General features: G+C 37.3%; 15 protein-coding genes and 1 pseudogene. 11 read left to right on the forward strand and 5 right to left on the reverse strand.

Annotated features, from left to right (window positions below):
• Positions 1 to 87 precede the first annotated feature (87 nt).
• The 7 genes from IPK91_00240 to gldN all read left to right on the forward strand — a co-directional run bounded on the left by IPK91_00240 (position 88) and on the right by gldN (position 8427).
• Positions 88 to 858, forward strand: a complete 771-nt coding sequence (locus IPK91_00240; protein ID MBK8295730.1) for an MBL fold metallo-hydrolase — start codon at positions 88 to 90, stop codon at positions 856 to 858.
• Positions 855 to 2819 carry a thioredoxin domain-containing protein gene (locus IPK91_00245; protein MBK8295731.1) on the forward strand — a complete coding sequence of 655 codons (1965 nt, stop codon included), beginning with the start codon at positions 855 to 857 and terminating at the stop codon, positions 2817 to 2819. The genes IPK91_00240 and IPK91_00245 overlap by 4 nt, the downstream gene beginning before the upstream one ends.
• 34 nt (positions 2820 to 2853) lie before the next feature.
• Positions 2854 to 3792: a type IX secretion system membrane protein PorP/SprF gene (locus IPK91_00250; protein MBK8295732.1), complete on the forward strand. Its 939-nt coding sequence runs from the start codon at positions 2854 to 2856 to the stop codon at positions 3790 to 3792.
• Positions 3793 to 3991: 199 nt separating this feature from the next.
• The gene (locus IPK91_00255; protein MBK8295733.1) at positions 3992 to 5233 is read left to right on the forward strand and encodes an SUMF1/EgtB/PvdO family nonheme iron enzyme; all 1242 of its coding nucleotides are present in this window, start codon (positions 3992 to 3994) and stop codon (positions 5231 to 5233) included.
• Between the two features lie 95 nt (positions 5234 to 5328).
• Entirely contained in the window at positions 5329 to 5925 is a 597-nt protein-coding gene (gene gldL / locus IPK91_00260; GenBank protein ID MBK8295734.1) for a gliding motility protein GldL, read from the forward strand.
• A gap of 49 nt (positions 5926 to 5974) precedes the next feature.
• Complete coding sequence (locus tag IPK91_00265; GenBank protein MBK8295735.1) at positions 5975 to 7546, forward strand: hypothetical protein; 1572 nt, start codon at positions 5975 to 5977, stop codon at positions 7544 to 7546.
• Positions 7547 to 7557: 11 nt separating this feature from the next.
• Positions 7558 to 8427 (forward strand): gliding motility protein GldN, encoded by an 870-nt coding sequence (gene gldN / locus IPK91_00270; protein MBK8295736.1) that lies wholly within the window; start codon positions 7558 to 7560, stop codon positions 8425 to 8427.
• A 120-nt stretch (positions 8428 to 8547) separates the two neighbouring features.
• Here gldN and IPK91_00275 read toward each other — a convergent pair whose 3' ends face one another.
• From IPK91_00275 to IPK91_00290, 4 genes and pseudogenes are all read right to left on the reverse strand, one after another.
• Entirely contained in the window at positions 8548 to 9858 is a 1311-nt protein-coding gene (locus tag IPK91_00275; GenBank protein ID MBK8295737.1) for a hypothetical protein, read from the reverse strand.
• 233 nt (positions 9859 to 10091) lie between these two features.
• A pseudogene (locus tag IPK91_00280) lies at positions 10092 to 11571 on the reverse strand (glycosyltransferase).
• Between the two features lie 68 nt (positions 11572 to 11639).
• Complete coding sequence (locus IPK91_00285) at positions 11640 to 12344, reverse strand: glycosyltransferase family 2 protein (GenBank protein ID MBK8295738.1); 705 nt, start codon at positions 12342 to 12344, stop codon at positions 11640 to 11642.
• A gap of 26 nt (positions 12345 to 12370) precedes the next feature.
• A complete protein-coding gene (locus IPK91_00290) occupies positions 12371 to 12526 on the reverse strand; it encodes a hypothetical protein (GenBank protein MBK8295739.1) in 156 nt (51 codons plus the stop codon).
• Positions 12527 to 12584: 58 nt separating this feature from the next.
• On the opposite strand from IPK91_00290, the gene IPK91_00295 reads away from it, so the two are divergent.
• Positions 12585 to 14081 (forward strand): right-handed parallel beta-helix repeat-containing protein, encoded by a 1497-nt coding sequence (locus IPK91_00295; GenBank protein ID MBK8295740.1) that lies wholly within the window; start codon positions 12585 to 12587, stop codon positions 14079 to 14081.
• Here the strand turns inward: IPK91_00295 and IPK91_00300 are convergent.
• Positions 14078 to 15355 carry an MFS transporter gene (locus tag IPK91_00300; GenBank protein ID MBK8295741.1) on the reverse strand — a complete coding sequence of 426 codons (1278 nt, stop codon included), beginning with the start codon at positions 15353 to 15355 and terminating at the stop codon, positions 14078 to 14080. The genes IPK91_00295 and IPK91_00300 overlap by 4 nt on opposite strands.
• Before the next feature lie 150 nt (positions 15356 to 15505).
• On the opposite strand from IPK91_00300, the gene IPK91_00305 reads away from it, so the two are divergent.
• The 3 genes from IPK91_00305 to dacB all read left to right on the forward strand — a co-directional run bounded on the left by IPK91_00305 (position 15506) and on the right by dacB (position 18827).
• A complete protein-coding gene (locus IPK91_00305; GenBank protein ID MBK8295742.1) occupies positions 15506 to 16384 on the forward strand; it encodes a RimK family alpha-L-glutamate ligase in 879 nt (292 codons plus the stop codon).
• Positions 16385 to 16405: 21 nt separating this feature from the next.
• A complete protein-coding gene (locus IPK91_00310; GenBank protein ID MBK8295743.1) occupies positions 16406 to 17371 on the forward strand; it encodes a succinylglutamate desuccinylase/aspartoacylase family protein in 966 nt (321 codons plus the stop codon).
• Positions 17372 to 17507: 136 nt separating this feature from the next.
• Positions 17508 to 18827: a D-alanyl-D-alanine carboxypeptidase/D-alanyl-D-alanine-endopeptidase gene (gene dacB / locus IPK91_00315; GenBank protein ID MBK8295744.1), complete on the forward strand. Its 1320-nt coding sequence runs from the start codon at positions 17508 to 17510 to the stop codon at positions 18825 to 18827.
• The last annotated feature ends 1 nt before the right edge of the window (position 18828 follow it).

Raw genomic sequence — 18828 nt, forward strand, 5'->3', positions numbered from 1 at the left:
TTCTGAATTTTTGACTCCTGACCCCTAACTATTGACTCCTGTCTCCCGATTCCTGTCTCCTTTAATTAATCTCCATACCTTTGTCCTATGCGCATCACCTTTCTCGGCACAGGGACTTCACAAGGCATTCCGGTTATAGGGTGTACCTGTCAGGTTTGCAATTCAGATGACCCGCGAAATCAAAGATTGCGGACCTCTGTTTGGATTGAAACCAATCAACAGTCTATTTTAATTGATATAGGTCCGGATTTTCGACAGCAAGCCTTGCGTCATGGGATTACAAGGATAGATGCCATTTTATTGACCCATGAACATGCAGATCATACAGCGGGCATGGATGATATCCGTCCGATTAATTTTGCAATGGACCGGAAAATTCCACTCTATGCAGAAGGCCATACGATCCAAGATTTAAAACAACGATTTTATTACATTTTTGGTCCAAATGAATATCCCGGTTTGCCTCAACTCGAGTTGATTGAGATAACACCCAATCAACCATTTACCATCGGAGAAGATCCCATCCTCCCATTCCGAGTGATACATGGACGGATGAATATTGTAGGATTCAAATTGAACCAGTTTGTTTACATCACAGATGCCAGTCATTTGGATGCAGTTGAAATTGATCTCATTAAAAATTGTGAATGTCTTGTTGTGAATGCATTGCGGCACAAAACTCATCACAGTCATTTTAATTTAGAACAAGCCTTAGAATTAATTCAACAGGTACAACCCAAACAAGCGTTTTTAACGCACCTGAGCCACCAAATGGGAAGCCATTCGGCTACTGAAAAAACATTAAACGATTCAATTCGTTTAGCCTATGATGGATTGCAAATCCATCTCTCGTCATGAACCCATTGCAGTTTGAAACCAGTCCGTATCTAAAACAACACAAAGACCATCCCGTAGATTGGCATGCCTGGTCCGCCGAGACCTTGGCCAAAGCCCGACGCGAACAAAAACCAATCCTGGTAAGCATTGGATACAGCACCTGTCATTGGTGTCACGTGATGGCGCATGAGTCGTTTGAAGATCCACTCATTGCAACACTGATGAACGATTATTTTATAAATATTAAAATTGATCGTGAAGAACGTCCAGATCTTGATAATTATTTTATGAATGCCATTCAGGCAATGGGTATTTCGGGAGGTTGGCCTTTGAATTGTTTTCTGACTCCCGATGCAAAACCATTTTATGGCGGTACTTATTTTCCCCCAACGCCTAATTTTGGAAGAGCTTCCTGGAAGCAAATTTTAGTATCTGTTCATGAAGCATTTATTCAAAAAAACAATGAAATCACCCAACAAGCAGACGAACTTTCAAAGCATTTGATTCAGCTGAGTGCAGCAGGTCAGAAAGTGAGTACAGAAAATCAAGGAATTGACTATCCAAAATTAATAACTCAACTAACAGGTTATTTTGATTTGAATCAAGGAGGCTTCGGAAATCAACCAAAATTTCCACATGCCAGTTTGATTCGATTGTTATTTCAATTGGGGATTCTAAAAAAAGAAAGCCGTCTAATTCAACATGGTATATTCAGTTTGAAAGCTATGGGGGCTGGTGGGATCTACGACCAATTGGAAGGTGGATTTTGCAGGTATTCCGTCGATGGCCAATGGGATGTTCCACACTTTGAAAAAATGTTGTACGATCATGCGCAACTGGTTCAAACGATGGCTGAAGCTTGTAGAATTACCAATGATGGCTTTCTCAAACAAAGAACCCGACAGTCCATTCGTTTCTTTGAGCAACACATGCAGGATGCTTCGGGCATGTTTTATGCAGCAATGGATGCAGATTCTGAAGGACATGAAGGCACTTATTATGTTTGGACAAAATCCCAACTACAAAACATCCTTCAGGACAGGTATGCATCTTTTTTGGCATCCTTCAGTTTATCAAATCTGGATCACCATCATACAGATTTAAAAGTACTACGCTTACGTCCCGGCATTTTTGATTCAGAAGAATTAGTAAAAATTATAGAAGACCAGGCAGCATGTTTAAATGCATTGCAAGCGGCACGAAGTCTACGAGTCAAACCAGATATTGATACTAAACTAATTATCAGCTGGAATGCTATGTTGGCATCAGCCTATTGTGCCTGGTACCTTGCAGATGCTAACGAATCGGATTTGACAACAGCGCAGAAGATCATTGATCAGATCCTGGCCAAAGGATTTAGGGAAGATCAGTTACTCTGCCGATATCTATTCAATAACAAGAGTGTCGGTTATGGATTTTTGGAAGATTATGCCTGGTTTATTAAAGCGTTGTTGGATGTATATAGTTTGACCGGACGTACCGATTTAATTGTGAAGGCAGAACAGTTGATGGATTTTGTGTTAGTTCATTTTAAAGAAGAAACAAGTTGTTTATTAAAATCAACCGCACACTTCCATGAAGATGCGCTGCATTCGATCACAGACTGGGGTGAAAGCAATTATCCAAATCCCAATGCAGTATTAATTTTTTGTGGAAACTATTTGAATGAGGCATTATCCACATTTAAATATGAATCCTTTATTGAAGAGATGCTTGAACTAATGGAATCCATTTCATTACAGCATCCGATTGCAATGGGTGGATGGATTGAAGCCTTGATTTCTTATAAGGAATCTGTTCCAGTGATTAAGACCAAATCAATGCATAAAGTCATTCCGATGTTACAATCGTGGTTGATTCCAGGACTTCTGTTAATACCAAATTCCATCGAATCGGGATTTCAGCTGTGCGATCAGGGAGTTTGTTTTCCCCCAGTTGATTTGCCAGAAAAACTAGTACCTTTATTAAGTAAATACAGTTAAGGTGCACTTGAGTCAAATCTTAAAAATTAGCTTCTTGATATTAATAACAGTTCGTTTGATCGGACAGCAAACTTCGTTGATTACTCAAGCGGCCAGAGATCCTTATTTTGTTAACGCAGCCTATGCTGGATTGGAAGGCACCCTCATTGCATCTGCACATTACCGCAATCAATGGTTTAAACTGGATGGGCATCCTCAAACCATCTTGGTGGCCAGTCATTTTCCAATCTATAAAATAAATAGTGGTTTTGGTTTTTGTTTGGGTCAAGATCAAATCGGATTGCAAAGCGAGGTGTTTATTAAACCCAGTTTCAATCATGTATGGAATTTTAGTTCCTGGTTGGTATCGGGTGGTGTCCAATTAGACATTAAATCATTGGCTTTTAATTCCATCAATGCACGGACACCGGATGGGGAATACTCAAATGGTCAAGTAGATCATCAGGATCAGCAATTATCAAATAGTGACCTGAATGGTGGATTTATCGATTTGGGATTAGCAATTTTTATACAAAGGGGTCATTATAAATTTGGAATCAGTGCAGACCGTTTGCTAGAGTCTGGATCTTCAAAAAAAGGCCTATTGTATCAAAATAACCGTGAATTTCAGGCAATCGGTTTAACAGATAGAGAATGGGCTAATATTACCTTCCGAGTAGGTTTCTTGCTTTATACTGATTTAAATCGGTTTCAGTCGGATATTTTTAGCAACTTTGAATATAATGGCAATATTTTTGGTGGGTTACATGTAAGAGGTTACGATGGGAGTTCGATGGAATCCTTAGGAATCACTGCTGGCTTTGCCTTAACTAGAAAGCTGCATTTGGCATATACCCATGAATTTTATTTAGGGAAGATTGATAAAGGGCTGGTAACAGGCAGCCAGGAGATGGGTTTGTATTATAATTTAGGGAGAGCTGTGGGCCTTGGAAAAGCACCAAGAATTATTCACAGTCCCAGGTATTCTGACTAAAATTTAATTTTATTGAAGTTTTTAAGGAAATTTTCATAAGATTTTAGTTGGAACACAATAAATTACAGATAATTAAAGTTCGCATTTTTACAAGATGGCCTATCTATAAGCTGAAAAAATATTTTTTTAGGGAATCTTTTTAATGTCTTATATTTACGCCACTTTTTATAAAAGACAAAGTAGGTAAATTTGTATGCAGATGAGAAAATTGAATCTCTCTATCTATGCCCTGTTGCTATTATTAGTAGCATCCTGCGGCAAGAAACAACAAGATGGGCAACTGGTTGGAGCCATGGATCGTCCGAAATGGGGTGGTATTAATCCCTACGGCATGGTATATGTTCCAAGCGGTACATTAACCATTGGTCAAAGTGATCAGGATTTCTTTCACACCCTGGTCCAGCCCCAAAAATCTATTTCCATTTCAGGTTTTTACATGGATGACACGGAAATCACGAATAATGAGTACCGTCAGTTTGTGTATTACGTCCGGGATGAACTGGCTCATAAGGCTTTAGGTCATTTCATTGAAGGTGAAGACGGTCAAACTGAAGAAGTAGACTGGGAACAGGAAATTGATTGGGAAGACGAAACCTTAAATGACATGTATTTCCAGGGAGCTGATGCTTATAAAGGCGTTAAAGAACTGGACAGTCGTAAATTCGTTTACGAGTGGGAATGGAAAGACTGGCAAAAAGCAGCGCATACCCGTGACATTAAAAGGTCCGCAATCATTAATAAGGTTAAAACAAATATTTATCCAGACACTTTGTGTTGGGTAAGGGACTTTGCTTATTCTTATAATGAGCCGATGACTCGTAATTATTTCAGCCACCCTGCATTTGATGATTATCCGGTTGTAGGTGTTAATTGGCCACAAGCCCGTGCATTTTGTTACTGGAGAACCAGCATATGGAATAAATTTAAAGGCGAGGACGAACCAAATTCTGAAGAATTCCGCTTGCCAACTGAGCACGAATGGGAATGGTCAGCAAGAGGCGGTCAGGAACAAGCTCCATTTCCTTGGGGTGCCTATTATCCTAGAAATGCAAAAGGTTGTTTGTTAGCTAATTTCAAACCGGGTCGCGGAAATTATCCGGAGGACGGTGGATATTACACAGTTAAAGCAGATGCATACTTTCCAAATCAATATGGCTTATATAATATGTCAGGAAACGTTGCTGAATGGACGGAATCAGCCTATTCAGATAACGCACACATCATCATGCATGACCAAAATCCTGATGTAAAATATGATGCAAAAGCAGAAGATCCAGAATCCTTTAAGCGTAAGGTGATCCGTGGCGGAAGTTGGAAAGATGTAGCATATTACCTGCATACAAGTACCCGCAATTGGGAATTTCAAGACACAACCAAATCCTACATTGGTTTCCGTTGTGTATTGGCATTTTTAGGTAGATCAGAAGGCGATTTTCATTAATTTGAAATAAATTCAATGAATATTATAATGACTCAATCATTATAATATTGACTGTTATCAAACAATTTTTCTCTTAACTCATAAAACTAAAAACAATGGCTATTTACAAACAGAATTGGTTCAAATACCTTAAAAACTTAGTGATAGGTGTGGGTGCATCCATCGTTATGTTGGGAGCGCTTTTCAAAATCATGTCCTGGGAAGGTGGTGATATCATGATCACTGCTGGTTTGGTTACTGAAGCAATCTTGTTCTTTATCTTGGGCGTTATTCCACCAGATAAAGATTACTATTGGGATAAATTATATCCAGGATTAGGGGACGCTGAAGCAAGAATTAATCCATTGACAGAAGGCCCAATGAAAGGGGGCAGTCGTCCAGCAAACGGTGAAGTGGTTGAAAATCAATTAGCCGGTATGTTAGGTGAATTGCAAGTTATGTCTAAAAGTCTTGGTTCATTAAAAGCTTTACAAGAAGTTGACTTTAGCAAAACCAGCGATCAGGTGAAAGCTATGGGTAATTTCTATGCAAGATTAAATGATGCAATGTCAGAAATGAGTGCATCCTTAGATGATACCAAAAAATATAAAGAGCAGGTTGCCGCATTGAACAAGAATTTGACAAATCTGAATTCAGTTTACGGAAATATCCTTTCTGCATACAAAAACATGGGTGGCGGAGCTGCTCACTAATTTGTAATTGTTTAGAAATTTAATTGATAACCAATAAATAGAATAAAATATGTCAATTCCTAAGCAGCCGCGCCAGCTCATGATCAACATCATGTATCTGGTGTTAACAGCGCTCTTGGCTTTGAACGTTTCTGCCGAAATTTTCAACGCATTTAAATTGGTAAATAATAGTCTTAAAGATTCCAATGCAGCATTAGATAAATCGAATGATGCACTTGTGCCTTCAATTGATAAAAGATCCAAAGCAAAACCTGAATTCGCACGATTTGCTGAACGCGCTCCAATGGCAGTCCAATATGGAAAAGAATTTACAGAATATGTAAATTCAGTGTTGGATGACCTTATTGATAAATCAGGTAACAAAAATGGCTCTGTGGATGATGGCGATTACATCGTTGTAGGAGATCACAAAGATCTTAAAGGCAAAAAGAATAAAGACGTTACCACAAGAGAAATGGTAAATAATAAAAAGGGTGTTGAATTAAAAAACAAAATTTTGGAATATCGTACCAAATTTTTGTCTTTAATTGATGACTCTTTAAGAACAAGTATGGAAGCTGAGATTTCATTAAATATTGATGATGAAACTTGGAAGCACAGCAAAAACAAGCACAGTTGGGAAGAATTTACATTTAAACAAATGCCGCTTGGAGCTTGCTTACCAATTTTTACCAAATTTATTAATGATGCAAAATCATCTGAAAATGCTGTTTTAAATCATTTTAGTAAAAAATTAGGTGGTGAGGATGTCGTACTTGATAAATTTACGGTAATCTCTTCTCCAAAGAAAAACTATGTGATTAAGGGTGAACCTTTCGAAACGACCATCGCACTTGCTGCGTCAACTTCGAAAAGCACCAGTACCAAAGTAGGTCTGTCTGTAAACGGATCTAACTTAACGGTAAGTGCAGATGGGGAAGCCATTTGGAAAACAGTTCCAGGTGATGTCGGTATTAAAAAATATACTGCCGTTGCTTCTGTTACAAATCCGGTAACCAATAAAACAGATACGTATCGTAAAGAGTTTGAATTTGAAGTTGGAGAACGTTCTTGCAACGTTGCCGCTGAAAAAATGAACGTATTCTATATAGGTGTTGACAATCCAGTTGCTATATCAGCTGCAGGTATTCCTTCCAACCAGCTAACAGTTGCTGCTTCCGGTGGAGGTATCAATATGAACAAACAGGGTGGTGGTAAATACATTGCTACAGTTAGCACTCCTGGAGAAGCTACCATTACTTTAAGTGGAGGTGGACTTCAGGCTACTGGATTTAAATTTCGTGTAAAAAGAATTCCAACTCCAATACCAATGCTTAGCGATAAGCGTGGTGGTGCAATGCCAAATGGTGTGTTTAAAGCACAGCAAGGTGTGATCCCAGTGTTGGAGGGTTTTGAATTTGATGCAAAATGTACCATTCAGGGCTATAACTTGGTACGTGTTGCTCCTAGACAAGATGCACAAATTGTTGCCAATACAGGGGGGCGCTATTCACCACAGGCTTCAACTTTAATTAATGCAGCAAAACCGGGTGACCGTTATTTGTTTGAATCAATTAAAGGAAGATGTCCAGGAGATGCTGCTGCCCGTGATTTAGGTGACATGTCCTTTCAAATTAAATAAAATTAGTTTTCATGAATCAGTTTAAGATTTCATTCTTGGTATTCTTGCTTTGTGCAGCTTTCAACATCAGTTTGATTGCACAAACGGAAGAAGAAAAAACGGAAGCCAGCGAAGAAGAAGAGGATTCCGGTTATTTGGATGATATTGTTGCTCGCAATCTGGTTAAGGATCAGCGGATTTTGGATTACCAAACAATACGCGAAGCCGATATCGTTTGGTATAAAAGAATCTGGAGGGTTATTGATGTTAGAGAGAAAATGAACTTGCCATTTGTTTATCCGGTAAGGCCTTTTTTCCAGATCCTCATTCAAGCTGCTGAAAACGGTGACATAAAAATTTTCCGCGAAGACAACTTTAAAAAGTTTCTTACCGGCGAAGAACTGGATAAATTATTACATCGGGTAGATACCGTTGTTGTAATGGATCCGGAGACCTATGTTGAAACCGTTCAAATCCGTAAATCAGATATCGATTTTAACGATATCAAAACCTATCGGGTAAAAGAAATGTGGTATTTCAATAAGCAAACATCGCGTTTAGAGTGCAGAGTTCTTGGACTTGCACCGATAAAAGATGAATACGATGATGCAGGAAATTTGAAATATACCTTACCCATGTTTTGGATCTATTATCCTGAAGCAAGAATGTTTTTGTCAAGAGAGAAAGTATTCAATGATCAAAATGACGCAGCACCAGGAACCTGGGCAGATGTTTTTGATTCACGCTTCTTCTCAAGCTTTATCATAAAAGAATCCAATGTAATGGACAATCGTTTATCAGATATTTTTAAAGGTGAAAATGATGGTGTTAAACTGTTATTGGAATCTGAAAAAATCAAAAACGAAATCTTAAACAAAGAACATGATCTTTGGACTTATTAATTAATAAGTTCTCATAAAATAAAAAGGCTGTCTGGTTTCAGACAGCCTTTTTATTTTTATACAATTACACCCTCAACTCTGATAGGTTGACATTCTTCTATGCAATAAGCAGCCGAAATATTATGTCAAATTCAGATTTAATTTCCTATTGGAATGAAGTTCATAAATCAATACAATTATTACAAGGAAATATTCCATAAATACCAATATCGGTTCATACAATTCAAATTTTGAATCATACCGCGTATAAGAAAAAAACACAAGATAACTCCAGCTGATTCCAGTCAAGGGTAAATAGAAACATGATAAAAACACAAGCAAGGTTAAATACCAGGGATGTACGGTAGAGCTCAGAAGCAAATAACTAAATAGTAAATACCAGGCAGTTTTAAAACTAAATGATCTTTGTGTATTAAACCACCATTTTATAACTAAGTAAATGGCTAAAAGTATAAAGCAAATCATTAAATAGATACCTACCAGTTTTTTTTCATCATAAAATTTATTTACATCACAGTAATGTGTTAAGTGGCCATATAAAAAGGAGTTAAATTCAAATTGATGAAAGTATAATCCCAGGCTTGCTTTGTAGCCATTGATACCGGGTAAAATAAACCATGCAGCTGCAAGCAAAGGAATTAGGAAACCAAAAACCAGGAGAACATTCTTTTTGATGAAATCCGATTTACTCAAAAATAAAATACCAAACAGAAATGAATTTAATTTACTGATAACTGAAAGTCCTAAATTAAAACCACTCTTTAATAGGTGACTTTGATTGTAATTTAAAATCGCAAGACATAAAAACAAAATTAAGAACAGTTCAAAATGTAAGTTGCCATTGAGTTCAACAATACAAAGCGGGCTAGCATAAAACAATAAGCTTTTCTTGGATTGAAAACCAGAGCTTTTCAATAATTGAATTAAACTGAAAAGCAATGCAACATCTGCAATCAGGTAAACGCATTTTAGGAGCATGCTGAACGTAGTTATATTTTCACCAGACAGCATGCTGCAAAATCCAAATACTGCTTGACTAATGAGTGGATAGACTGTATGATATTCCTTTGAATTTAAAAGAGGGTAGAGTGTGTTTAGTTCATTCGCTATGGTTCCAGTGTATCGATTTAAAACTTCGGTGGGCGTATTTATAAATGGATTTATGCCATGGGATACCAAAAGTCCATCCCATTTAAAACGATAAATATCATCTGACAAATTTGGAAAGGCAAAGACGATAATCAGTTTGGTTGCAAAAACAAGCATCAAAATTTGATTGAGTTGCTTTTGATTATTAATGCGTTTATACAAATAGACAAAGCAAATTCCTGCAATCGCAATGGGACCAATTATAGATAGCCAGTTTGTTTGGTGAGCATAATAGCATACGTAGAGAATAGAAATACAATAAAGGATTGCGGCGGAGATCATCTGGATCACAACTAAAATATCATGAGCATTTATAAATTAGATCAAACTAATTTATAAATATACAATGAATCGTACGGATGGATACCATCAAATAATCAGTTGGCTTAATGTGGAGTCGGATAGCCTTGTATTTCAAAGCGGTGGACATAGCATATTTAAATTGCTGATAGGCTAAGTAGGTAAGCTCTAATTGTAAAGAATCATGAAAAATGAAAGGGATTAAAGTCGAGCTATTATTTAAAACTTAAATGTCTTACAGAATAATAAAAGTTTAATCCAAAACCATACATCAATAATACATGGAACAACAAAAAGGAATAATATTCTATATAAACAGCTAAGGCAATAGCAAAAAATAAAATACAGGCAAATGAATGCTTCAATCCAGGTTTTCAAAGTAATCTTTTGAACCAGGTACCTGTTTTGAAGTATTTTATCTTTTAAGGTGGTTAAATTAAATTTGGGAGTCCGGATAAACGCTGATTTCTTTCCAAAATAGCCCTCTAATACTGCGATGCTGTTGTGAAAACTGAATCCCATGGAGATGGCCATAAAGGTTGGAAACAAGGTCATAAATCTCCAGATGCGGTGTTTAACATTTTTTTCTTTCCAGCACATCATATTGTTGGCTTCGTAAAATACGGACATGACTGCCAATGTACCTAATAGGCAAAATCCTAAAAAGGTCGCTTTCAATTCCATATCATCCATCACATATAGAACTGGAACACTAATTAAGGCAACCCAAAAGATCATTAAGAATATCCCACTGCTCACCAAATGCATAAATGCATGAAATTTGGTTGCCAGAGGAAGATTTGATTTTAATATTACAGGCAACAGTTTGCGGGAATTTTCTGCACCGCCTTTCATCCACCTGAATTGCTGGGATTTCAATCCATACATTTCTGCGGGAAGCTCAGCTGGACAAATGATATCCTCAACGTATTGTATTTTCCAACCTTTCAACTGTGCTCTATAACTCAAGTCTAAATCTTCAGTCAAAGTATCTGATTGCCATCCACCCGCTTCATCTATACAGGTTTTACGCCATATTCCGGCAGTACCATTAAATTGAAGAAAATGGCCTGCAGCGCAACGACCCGCTTGTTCAACTGTAAAATGGACATTTAATTGGAATGCTTGTAATTTGGTGAGGAGCGAGTAATCTTCATTGATGTGTTCCCAACGAGTCTGAACCACACCGATGTTAGGATTATTGAAATAAGGCATGCTCTTTTTTAAAAAATCAGGTTCAGGTAAGAAGTCTGCGTCAAATATTGCGATAAATTCACCTTTGCAAACTTTGGTGCCTTCTTTTAATGCTCCTGCTTTAAATCCTGAGCGATCGGTCCGATGAATATGGTGTATGTCAAAACCAAGTGCTTGATACTGAGCAATTTTGTTTTTAGCATGCTCTTTGGTTTCATCGGTAGAATCATCGAGGACCTGAATCTCCATACGGTCTTTCGGGTAATCTAAATTGGTTATATTATCTAATAAACGATCGATTACATACAACTCATTAAAAATAGGAAGTTGGATGGTAACCATCGGATGGTAATCCGTGTCTGTTAATTCCGGAAGTAATACTTTGTTCTTCTTCTGTTTTCGATAAGCCTTCAACAAATTAAGTTGAAGAAGTGAAAAGCTGGTTATGTATAAAAGACATGCGGTATAAACGCATATCAGAAAAATCTGCAAGTTGTCCATATCTATCGCAAAAATAAAAAGGTCTTTGGAGCCTTAACGCATGTTGGTCAAAATTTTTTAACACAATTTTAACCTTTAACATATGTTTTGAATATTGTCAACAGAATCTTTGAAGCTGCGCCGAAAATGCCCTTAATTGTGCCGGATATTTTTGATTTGCCAATACGTTTTCGATAGCTTACCGGAACTTCACCAAATTTCATTTTACTCCGTGCAGCCTTAATTTGCATTTCAACAGTCCATCCATAATCCGGATCTTCCATTTTTAATTGCAATAATTTGGCAAAGCGGATGGCTCGAAAGGGTCCCAAATCACTATACTCATATTTATAGAGCATTTTGATCAAAAAACAGGCAAGGGTATTTCCAAATCGCTGGATCAAGCCAAGTGAACCGGCTTCCGGATTTCCTAGGACTCTGGATCCAATTACCAAATCAATGTCTGAATCTTTAAAGGGCTTCAGGATTTTTAAGAGTTCTTCCGGGTAGTCTGAATAATCCCCATCCACAAAAACCAGAATGTCTGGATAGCTATTCGGACCTTGATCAATTAAATACTGGATTCCTGTTTTGCATGCAGAGCCATACCCACGCTGTTTGGCATGCAAAACGCTTGCCCCATGGGCCTTGGATACTTCAACAGTAGCATCCTGGCTGCCATTGTCACAAACGTAAATGCTGCGTACAACTTCTTTGGGAATGGCTTCAATTACCAATCCAATGGATTGCTCTTCATTTAATGCCGGTATAATTACATCAACTACCGGATGCATGAAGTGAAACGTTTAATCAAGTGAAGCTAAAGGGCTTTTAAAGCCTTGGTCAGATAGGTTAAAACAAAGGGTAGCCCCAACCAGAACCATGCAGGGAAATACACCAATAAAAATACGGTGACGGCAGTTGAGATTAAGAAATAGAGCCAATCACTTTTTTGGGAGGTATTATTGTCTGACATGAGTAAGATTTAAAGCGCAAAAATAGTATTATTTTATAATCTAACTTTAGGCGATTTTATGAAACTAAGGATTTTAAGAGCTGCCGGACTACTTTGTACCTATTTGTTCCTATTTTGGTCGATAGGAGCCTGTCATAAAGAAAATTTTACTGAGGATCCAGAAGCCGTGCTTCGCTTCGAACAGGACACCCTGAGCTTTGATACGGTTTTTACAAGCATCGGATCGGCAACCCGTATTCTGAAAATATACAATCCAAATAAACAGTCAATTCGAATTAATAGAATCTTTATCCCGGGTACGAATCCATCTGAATTTAATTTTAACATCGACGGCTTACCTGGGAATGATGTAACAAATCTTGAGATACGGGCAGAAGATAGCATCTACCTTTTTTGCGAAGTACGCGTAAATCCAAATGACCCTCCGGAAATTAGTCCGTATATAAAATTGGATAGCATTGTTTTTGAATACAATAGTCATTCTGACCGGATGATTTTAGTTGCTTTTGGTCAAAATGCAAATTACTTTCCCTCTAAAGTATTTAAAGGACAAGCAGGTGTCATCGACTTGCAAGGAGCTAGCTTAATCTGGGATGATCCCAAACCTTATATATTTTATGGAGTAGTATATATTGACCACGGATCATTTATTATTAAGGAAGGAACGCGTGTCCATTTTTGGGGTGGTCTTACAAAGACAAAGGATTCGAATGGAACCGATGTTTTTTATAATGACGGCAGATTAATCATTGGTGCAGATGCCAACTTACAAGTCATTGGAACGAAAGCGCGACCTGTAATTTTTGAAGGAGTAAGACTTGAACCAGCCTATAAAAACACAAGCGGTCAGTGGTCAGGAATATTTTTTGACAAAGGCAGCAAAGGAAATTCAATTGAATTTGCAGAAATTAAAAATAATTTGCTTGGAGTTTATTGTGATTCCATCGTTGAATGTAACATTTCAAATACGAAAATCTACAATAACAGCCTCTATGGAGTATATGCCTCCTCAGCTTCAGTAAAACTGACAAATTGTTTGTTTTATAATCAAGGCCTTTCAAGTATAAACTTTGAAACTGGTGGAACCTATGCAATCAATTATTGCAGCCTGGTAAATTTTGGAAATACAGAACCAGCACTCTTTCTGAGCAATTCACGTTGCATTGATTTTCCTTTTTGTGAAACCATCTACGAACATCCACTTCAAGCATTAATCCAAAATTGTGTAATTACAGGTTCGGATCAGGATGAATTGTGGATGAATGAGAAAAAGAGTTCAGCATTTAAACCATTTTTTAAAAATTGCCTATTTCGGATTGATGAATTATTCAAAGTATTTCCGGATTTCAATGCATCCTATACGGATCAATGTGAAATTTATTCAAACTTTGACCGTCTTTTTAAAGATATTTCAAAAAATGATTTTCATCCGGATACCTTATCCGTTCTTGAAATGAAAGCACTCGTCATTCCGGGGATTGATGCAGATTTGGATGGTGTAATGCGCGATGTATTAAAACCGGATATTGGTTGTTATGAATACATCGTGCGTTAATCGGCAAGTCGTACCGCAGATTTATTTACATTTTGTATGATGATTCCAGCGATTAAAAAAAACACAAACAAGGCAAGCACACTGATTCGCATACTTCCGGTATATTGATTGATAAAACCAAATACGAAGGTTCCAAATACAATTGAAGTGTAATAAATCGAATCATAGAAACTAAAGAAGCAGGTAGTATCTGGATGATTTTTAGGAATTATTTTTGAATACGTTGATCGTGAAATTGCTTGAATACCACCTAAAACCATTCCAACCATGGCAGATAAAATATAAAATTGAATTTGCGTATTTACAAAATAGGCTGCAACACAAATAATTGCCCAGATTCCTATCATGATTTTCAAAGCTATAAGATTATGAGTCTTACGTGAAATCATTGCAAACACTAAAGCGCCTATAATGGCAACTAATTGTAAAATCAGGATAACCAGAATGAGCTCTGCAGATTCAAAATGCAATTCTTTTTTTGCAAAAGAGGATGCCAGGTAAATTACTGTTTGTACTCCGGCACTGTAAAAAAAATAAGCGCAAAGATAAAATTTGGAATCCCGGTCGTTTCGTGTAAAATTCCAGGCTTTTCTTAATTCGCCAATGCCATGAAAGAGATTTATTTTTTTTTGTGGATCCCGTTGGTCTTTTGGCAGCCACAAAAAAGCAAATTGTGAAAAACCGATCCACCAAATACCAACACTTAAAAATGAAAGCCTGGCAGCATACTTTCCATCACTTAATCCAAACCAATCAGGATGTTGTATCATAACGATGTTCAAACACATCAGGATGACAGAACCGATATATCCAAAAGCATATCCTTTTGCGCTTAATTTATCTGCACGATCGGGTGGAACGAGATGCGATAAATACGAATCATAAAACACCAAGGATCCTGCATGACAAGCAGTTGCCATCAAAAATCCGGAGAGGCCTATCCATAGGGTTTCTGGTCCATCAAAAAAATATAAAATCATGCATCCCAGGCTGCCCAAACTGGTAAAAAATCGCATAAATCGCTTGCGGTATCCACTGTAATCAGCGATGCCTGATAATATGGGTGATAGCAAACTAATAAACAGATACGCAAGGCTTACTGAAAAAGCATATAGGGACGCATTGGATAAATCTAAACCCAATATGGAAATGGATGTAGGCGAGTTGTCTAAAAAATAGATGGGAAATATGGCCGTAGAAATGACTAAAGAATACGAAGAGTTAGCCCAATCAAACATAACCCAACCAAATTCTGCCTTTTTATTCTTATCCATAGCCAATGTCAATTAAAATTCCAAATTAATGGAATTTTCTAAAAGGCATGTGAGTATGTTTTAAATTCTTAATGAATTTAAATCCATTCGATCATAAAATGGGCTATTTTGTCCCTTTAATTTTGTTGAAAAGAATCAGGAATCGAAGGAATGAGAATATTAATTTTATCCAGAAACGCATCGCTGTATAGTACCCAAAGCTTAATTTCAGCGGCAATCCGACGAGGACATCAGGTACAAGTGGCTGACCACTTGATGTGCAATTTGATTATTGAAAACCAAAACCCTCAGCTCTATGTAGGATTAGACCCAATTGGCCCTATAGATGCTGTAATTCCAAGAATTGGGGCTTCAGCAACTGAATACGGTGCAGCTGTGATCCGACAGATTGAAGCCATGGGAATTTTTACCAGTGTCTCTTCCGAAGCCCTGTTAAAAGCAAGAAACAAATTGCATTGCATGCAAATATTGAGCCGTGCAGGTCTGGATGTTCCAAAGTCGGGCATTTCTGGTGGGGACTTGTGTGCTGGATTGGTTTACGATCAGATTAGTTCGGGAAAAGCTGTAATAAAGTTATTATCTAGCACGCAAGGATTGGGTGTAATATTATCGCATTCTAAAAATCAGGGGATTTCAGTCATTGAAGGTTTTCATCGGGTAGGACAAGATGTGATGGTTCAGGAATTTGTTGCCGACGCGGATGGATCTGATATCAGGGCTTTTGTGGTGGATGGTGAAATTGTTGGATCAATGATACGCCAAGCAGTACCAGGTGAATTTAGATCGAATATTCATCGGGGTGCTTCAGCTTTGATGGTAGATTTAACAGATCAGGAACGGACAGCAGCTATCACTGCAAGTAAATTATTGGGTTTGTCAATTGCTGGGGTAGACATCCTGCGCGCATCCCGAGGACCCTTGATTTTGGAAGTCAATGCCTCTCCTGGATTAGAAGGGATCGAAGGAACGACAAAAGCCGATATTGCGGGAAAAATAATCAGTTATATAGAACGCAATGTCAGAAAATAAATCATTTATTAAATTTAATTGATGTCAGGATTTATCTTACAAGGGCAGGAGTTTCCTCCTGGCAGTTCGGGACTGGTTCGAATTAATGCTGGTAGATTGCCTTCTGGAAATCGGATTTCTATTTTTACATATATATTCAGAAGCAAGAATCCTGGTCCTACCGTTTTGTTATTAGGGGGCATGCGCGGAGATGAAATCAATGGTGTTGAGATTATCAGAAGAGCCATTGCAGAAAAATTATTTCACCAACTGACTGCAGGTACTGTGATTGCAATTCCATTATTAAATATTTTTGGTTTTATAAATTTTTCACGGGATGTACCGGATGGGAAAGATGTTAACAGAAGTTTTCCTGGTACGGGATCTGGGTCTTTGGCTTCCCGGATTGCTAAAATTATTACTAAAAAAATATTACCTCTTGTAGATTTTGGAATTGATTTTCATACAGGGGGCGAACAACATTATAACTATCCTCAAATTCGATTTTCATCTAAGCATGAAGAAGCTAAATCATTGGCTTTAAAATGCAATTTCAATTTAATGGTTGAGAAAGTATTGGTTGCAAAATCATTGCGTAAAATTGCCAAGGATATGAAAATACCAATTATTATTTATGAAGGAGGAGAGTCAAATAAATTAGATCCATTTTCTATTCAACAAGGTCTTAAACTGATTAGGGAACTATTGTTCAAATCAAATATGCTGGCTCAAGGTTCAAAGCCACAAGGAATTCGAAGATTGTTTAGAAAAGCAAGCTGGGAACGAGCACATGAAGGTGGAATTGTAAGCTATCGAAGAGAGTCTGGTAATTTTGTAAGTAAGGGTGAATTGCTTGCAATCATTTCAGATCCCTTTGCTCAAAAGGAAACCCGCATGCATGCATCCAAAGATGCATTTATATTAAGTCACAACAATGCACCCCTGGTGAATGTGGGTGATGGAATGTTTCATCTCGCATATGAAGAAGAAAAGTATGCAATATTGTAACATCTGGAATGTCCTGCTTTTAGGTATTATTTGTTTTTCTACAATCGAAACGCATGGACAAAATTTACACTCTAAAAGGCATTTGAAAAAAATAACAAAACAATTTGTCCATAACGAACTTTAAAAAAATGCCAGTATCAGTTTTCAAATTTATGATTTAAAAACTAAAAAAAGCATCGCTTCTTTTGATGATCAAAGATCACTGATCCCAGCATCCATTCAGAAAATACTAAGCAGTGCGATGGTTCTTAAAATCGCAGGACAGGATTTCCAATTTAAAACACCAGTTTATCTGATTGGTAAAAAATCAGCTGAAACTATTTTTGATGGAAATTTAGTCTTCAAAGGAAGTGCTGACCCAAGTTTTGCTTCTCCTTTGATGCCAGGAGTTCATTTACTTGAGGGAATAGCAGATTCTATTTATTTCTATTTGAATGCAAATGGAATAAAAACCATTCGAGGGGATATCATAGTGGATGAACATTTTGTAAGCGATGTTCCTGAAAATCCGGAGTGGTTATATTATGATTTAGCAAACTATTATGGCGCAGGATGCTTTGGATTTAATTTCATGGAAAACCGTGCAAAGATTGTTCTAAAATCAGCTGAACAGGATGGAGGTATTTGTCAGATTGATTATGTAAATCCGGGAGTTTTAAAGAATTTTTATAGATCCAAGCTCATTGGTTGGAAAGAAGAAATTGAAACAGATGCCTTTGTGATTGGAAGCTCAAGTTCTAGCCTTCAAGAAATTCGGGGTAATTGGCGGTGTTGCAATGAAGATAGTATCATTTTGTATTCGGCATTAAATAAACCAGCAGAACTGTTTACAAATTTACTCAAACAATCGTTGATGCTCCGGGGCATTCGATTTGAACCTGAGCAAGAGCCAATTCAATTTGATACGACCTCGGTGATGACGATTCAATCCCCTCAGTTAGTAAAATTATGCAGCAGGGCCTTAGGAAAATCAGTAAATTTATACTGTGAAAGTTTTTTGCACCAAATAGGGTATCAATTGAATGGAACCACGAATCGCAAAGAAGCCATTCAAATTCTTGAAAATACGATAAAAAAAATGTTTGGGAAAAATGACGGTGGTTTTGTATTAGAGGATGGAAGTGGTTTATCCCCAAAGAATATGTTATCGGCCTGGCATATGAACCAATTTTTACTTTGGCTGGATTTTAATTCGGGCTTAACTAATTTTTGGTCACTTTTACCGGATGCTTTGCAAGATTCTAAACTAAAACCTGCGATTCGTCTAAACAAAAAATATAATTTTGGACTTCGACTTAAAAGTGGCTCCATGGAACGTGTAAAAACGTATGCTGGTTATATTACTGAAAATTCAAAGCCGCGTTATTGTGTGAGCATTCTGATCAATCATTATACATGTTCAGGAGAAGAAATGAATGCATTGCTTGGGAATTTATTTAACCAGTTATTAAATTAAT

The organism is Saprospiraceae bacterium (genome assembly GCA_016712145.1).
GTDB lineage: Bacteria > Bacteroidota > Bacteroidia > Chitinophagales > Saprospiraceae > Vicinibacter.

Coding starts and splice junctions, on each gene's coding strand:
- gldN (MBK8295736.1), top strand. CDS start 7,558: ATGAATCAGTTTAAGATTTCATTCTTGGTATTCTTGCTTTGTGCAGCT.
- IPK91_00290 (MBK8295739.1), bottom strand. CDS start 12,526: ATGTCAGACAATAATACCTCCCAAAAAAGTGATTGGCTCTATTTCTTA.
- IPK91_00245 (MBK8295731.1), top strand. CDS start 855: ATGAACCCATTGCAGTTTGAAACCAGTCCGTATCTAAAACAACACAAA.
- IPK91_00240 (MBK8295730.1), top strand. CDS start 88: ATGCGCATCACCTTTCTCGGCACAGGGACTTCACAAGGCATTCCGGTT.
- IPK91_00285 (MBK8295738.1), bottom strand. CDS start 12,344: ATGCATCCGGTAGTTGATGTAATTATACCGGCATTAAATGAAGAGCAA.
- IPK91_00305 (MBK8295742.1), top strand. CDS start 15,506: ATGAGAATATTAATTTTATCCAGAAACGCATCGCTGTATAGTACCCAA.
- IPK91_00255 (MBK8295733.1), top strand. CDS start 3,992: ATGAGAAAATTGAATCTCTCTATCTATGCCCTGTTGCTATTATTAGTA.
- IPK91_00275 (MBK8295737.1), bottom strand. CDS start 9,858: ATGATCTCCGCCGCAATCCTTTATTGTATTTCTATTCTCTACGTATGC.
- gldL (MBK8295734.1), top strand. CDS start 5,329: ATGGCTATTTACAAACAGAATTGGTTCAAATACCTTAAAAACTTAGTG.
- IPK91_00300 (MBK8295741.1), bottom strand. CDS start 15,355: ATGGATAAGAATAAAAAGGCAGAATTTGGTTGGGTTATGTTTGATTGG.
- IPK91_00310 (MBK8295743.1), top strand. CDS start 16,406: ATGTCAGGATTTATCTTACAAGGGCAGGAGTTTCCTCCTGGCAGTTCG.
- IPK91_00265 (MBK8295735.1), top strand. CDS start 5,975: ATGTCAATTCCTAAGCAGCCGCGCCAGCTCATGATCAACATCATGTAT.
- IPK91_00295 (MBK8295740.1), top strand. CDS start 12,585: ATGAAACTAAGGATTTTAAGAGCTGCCGGACTACTTTGTACCTATTTG.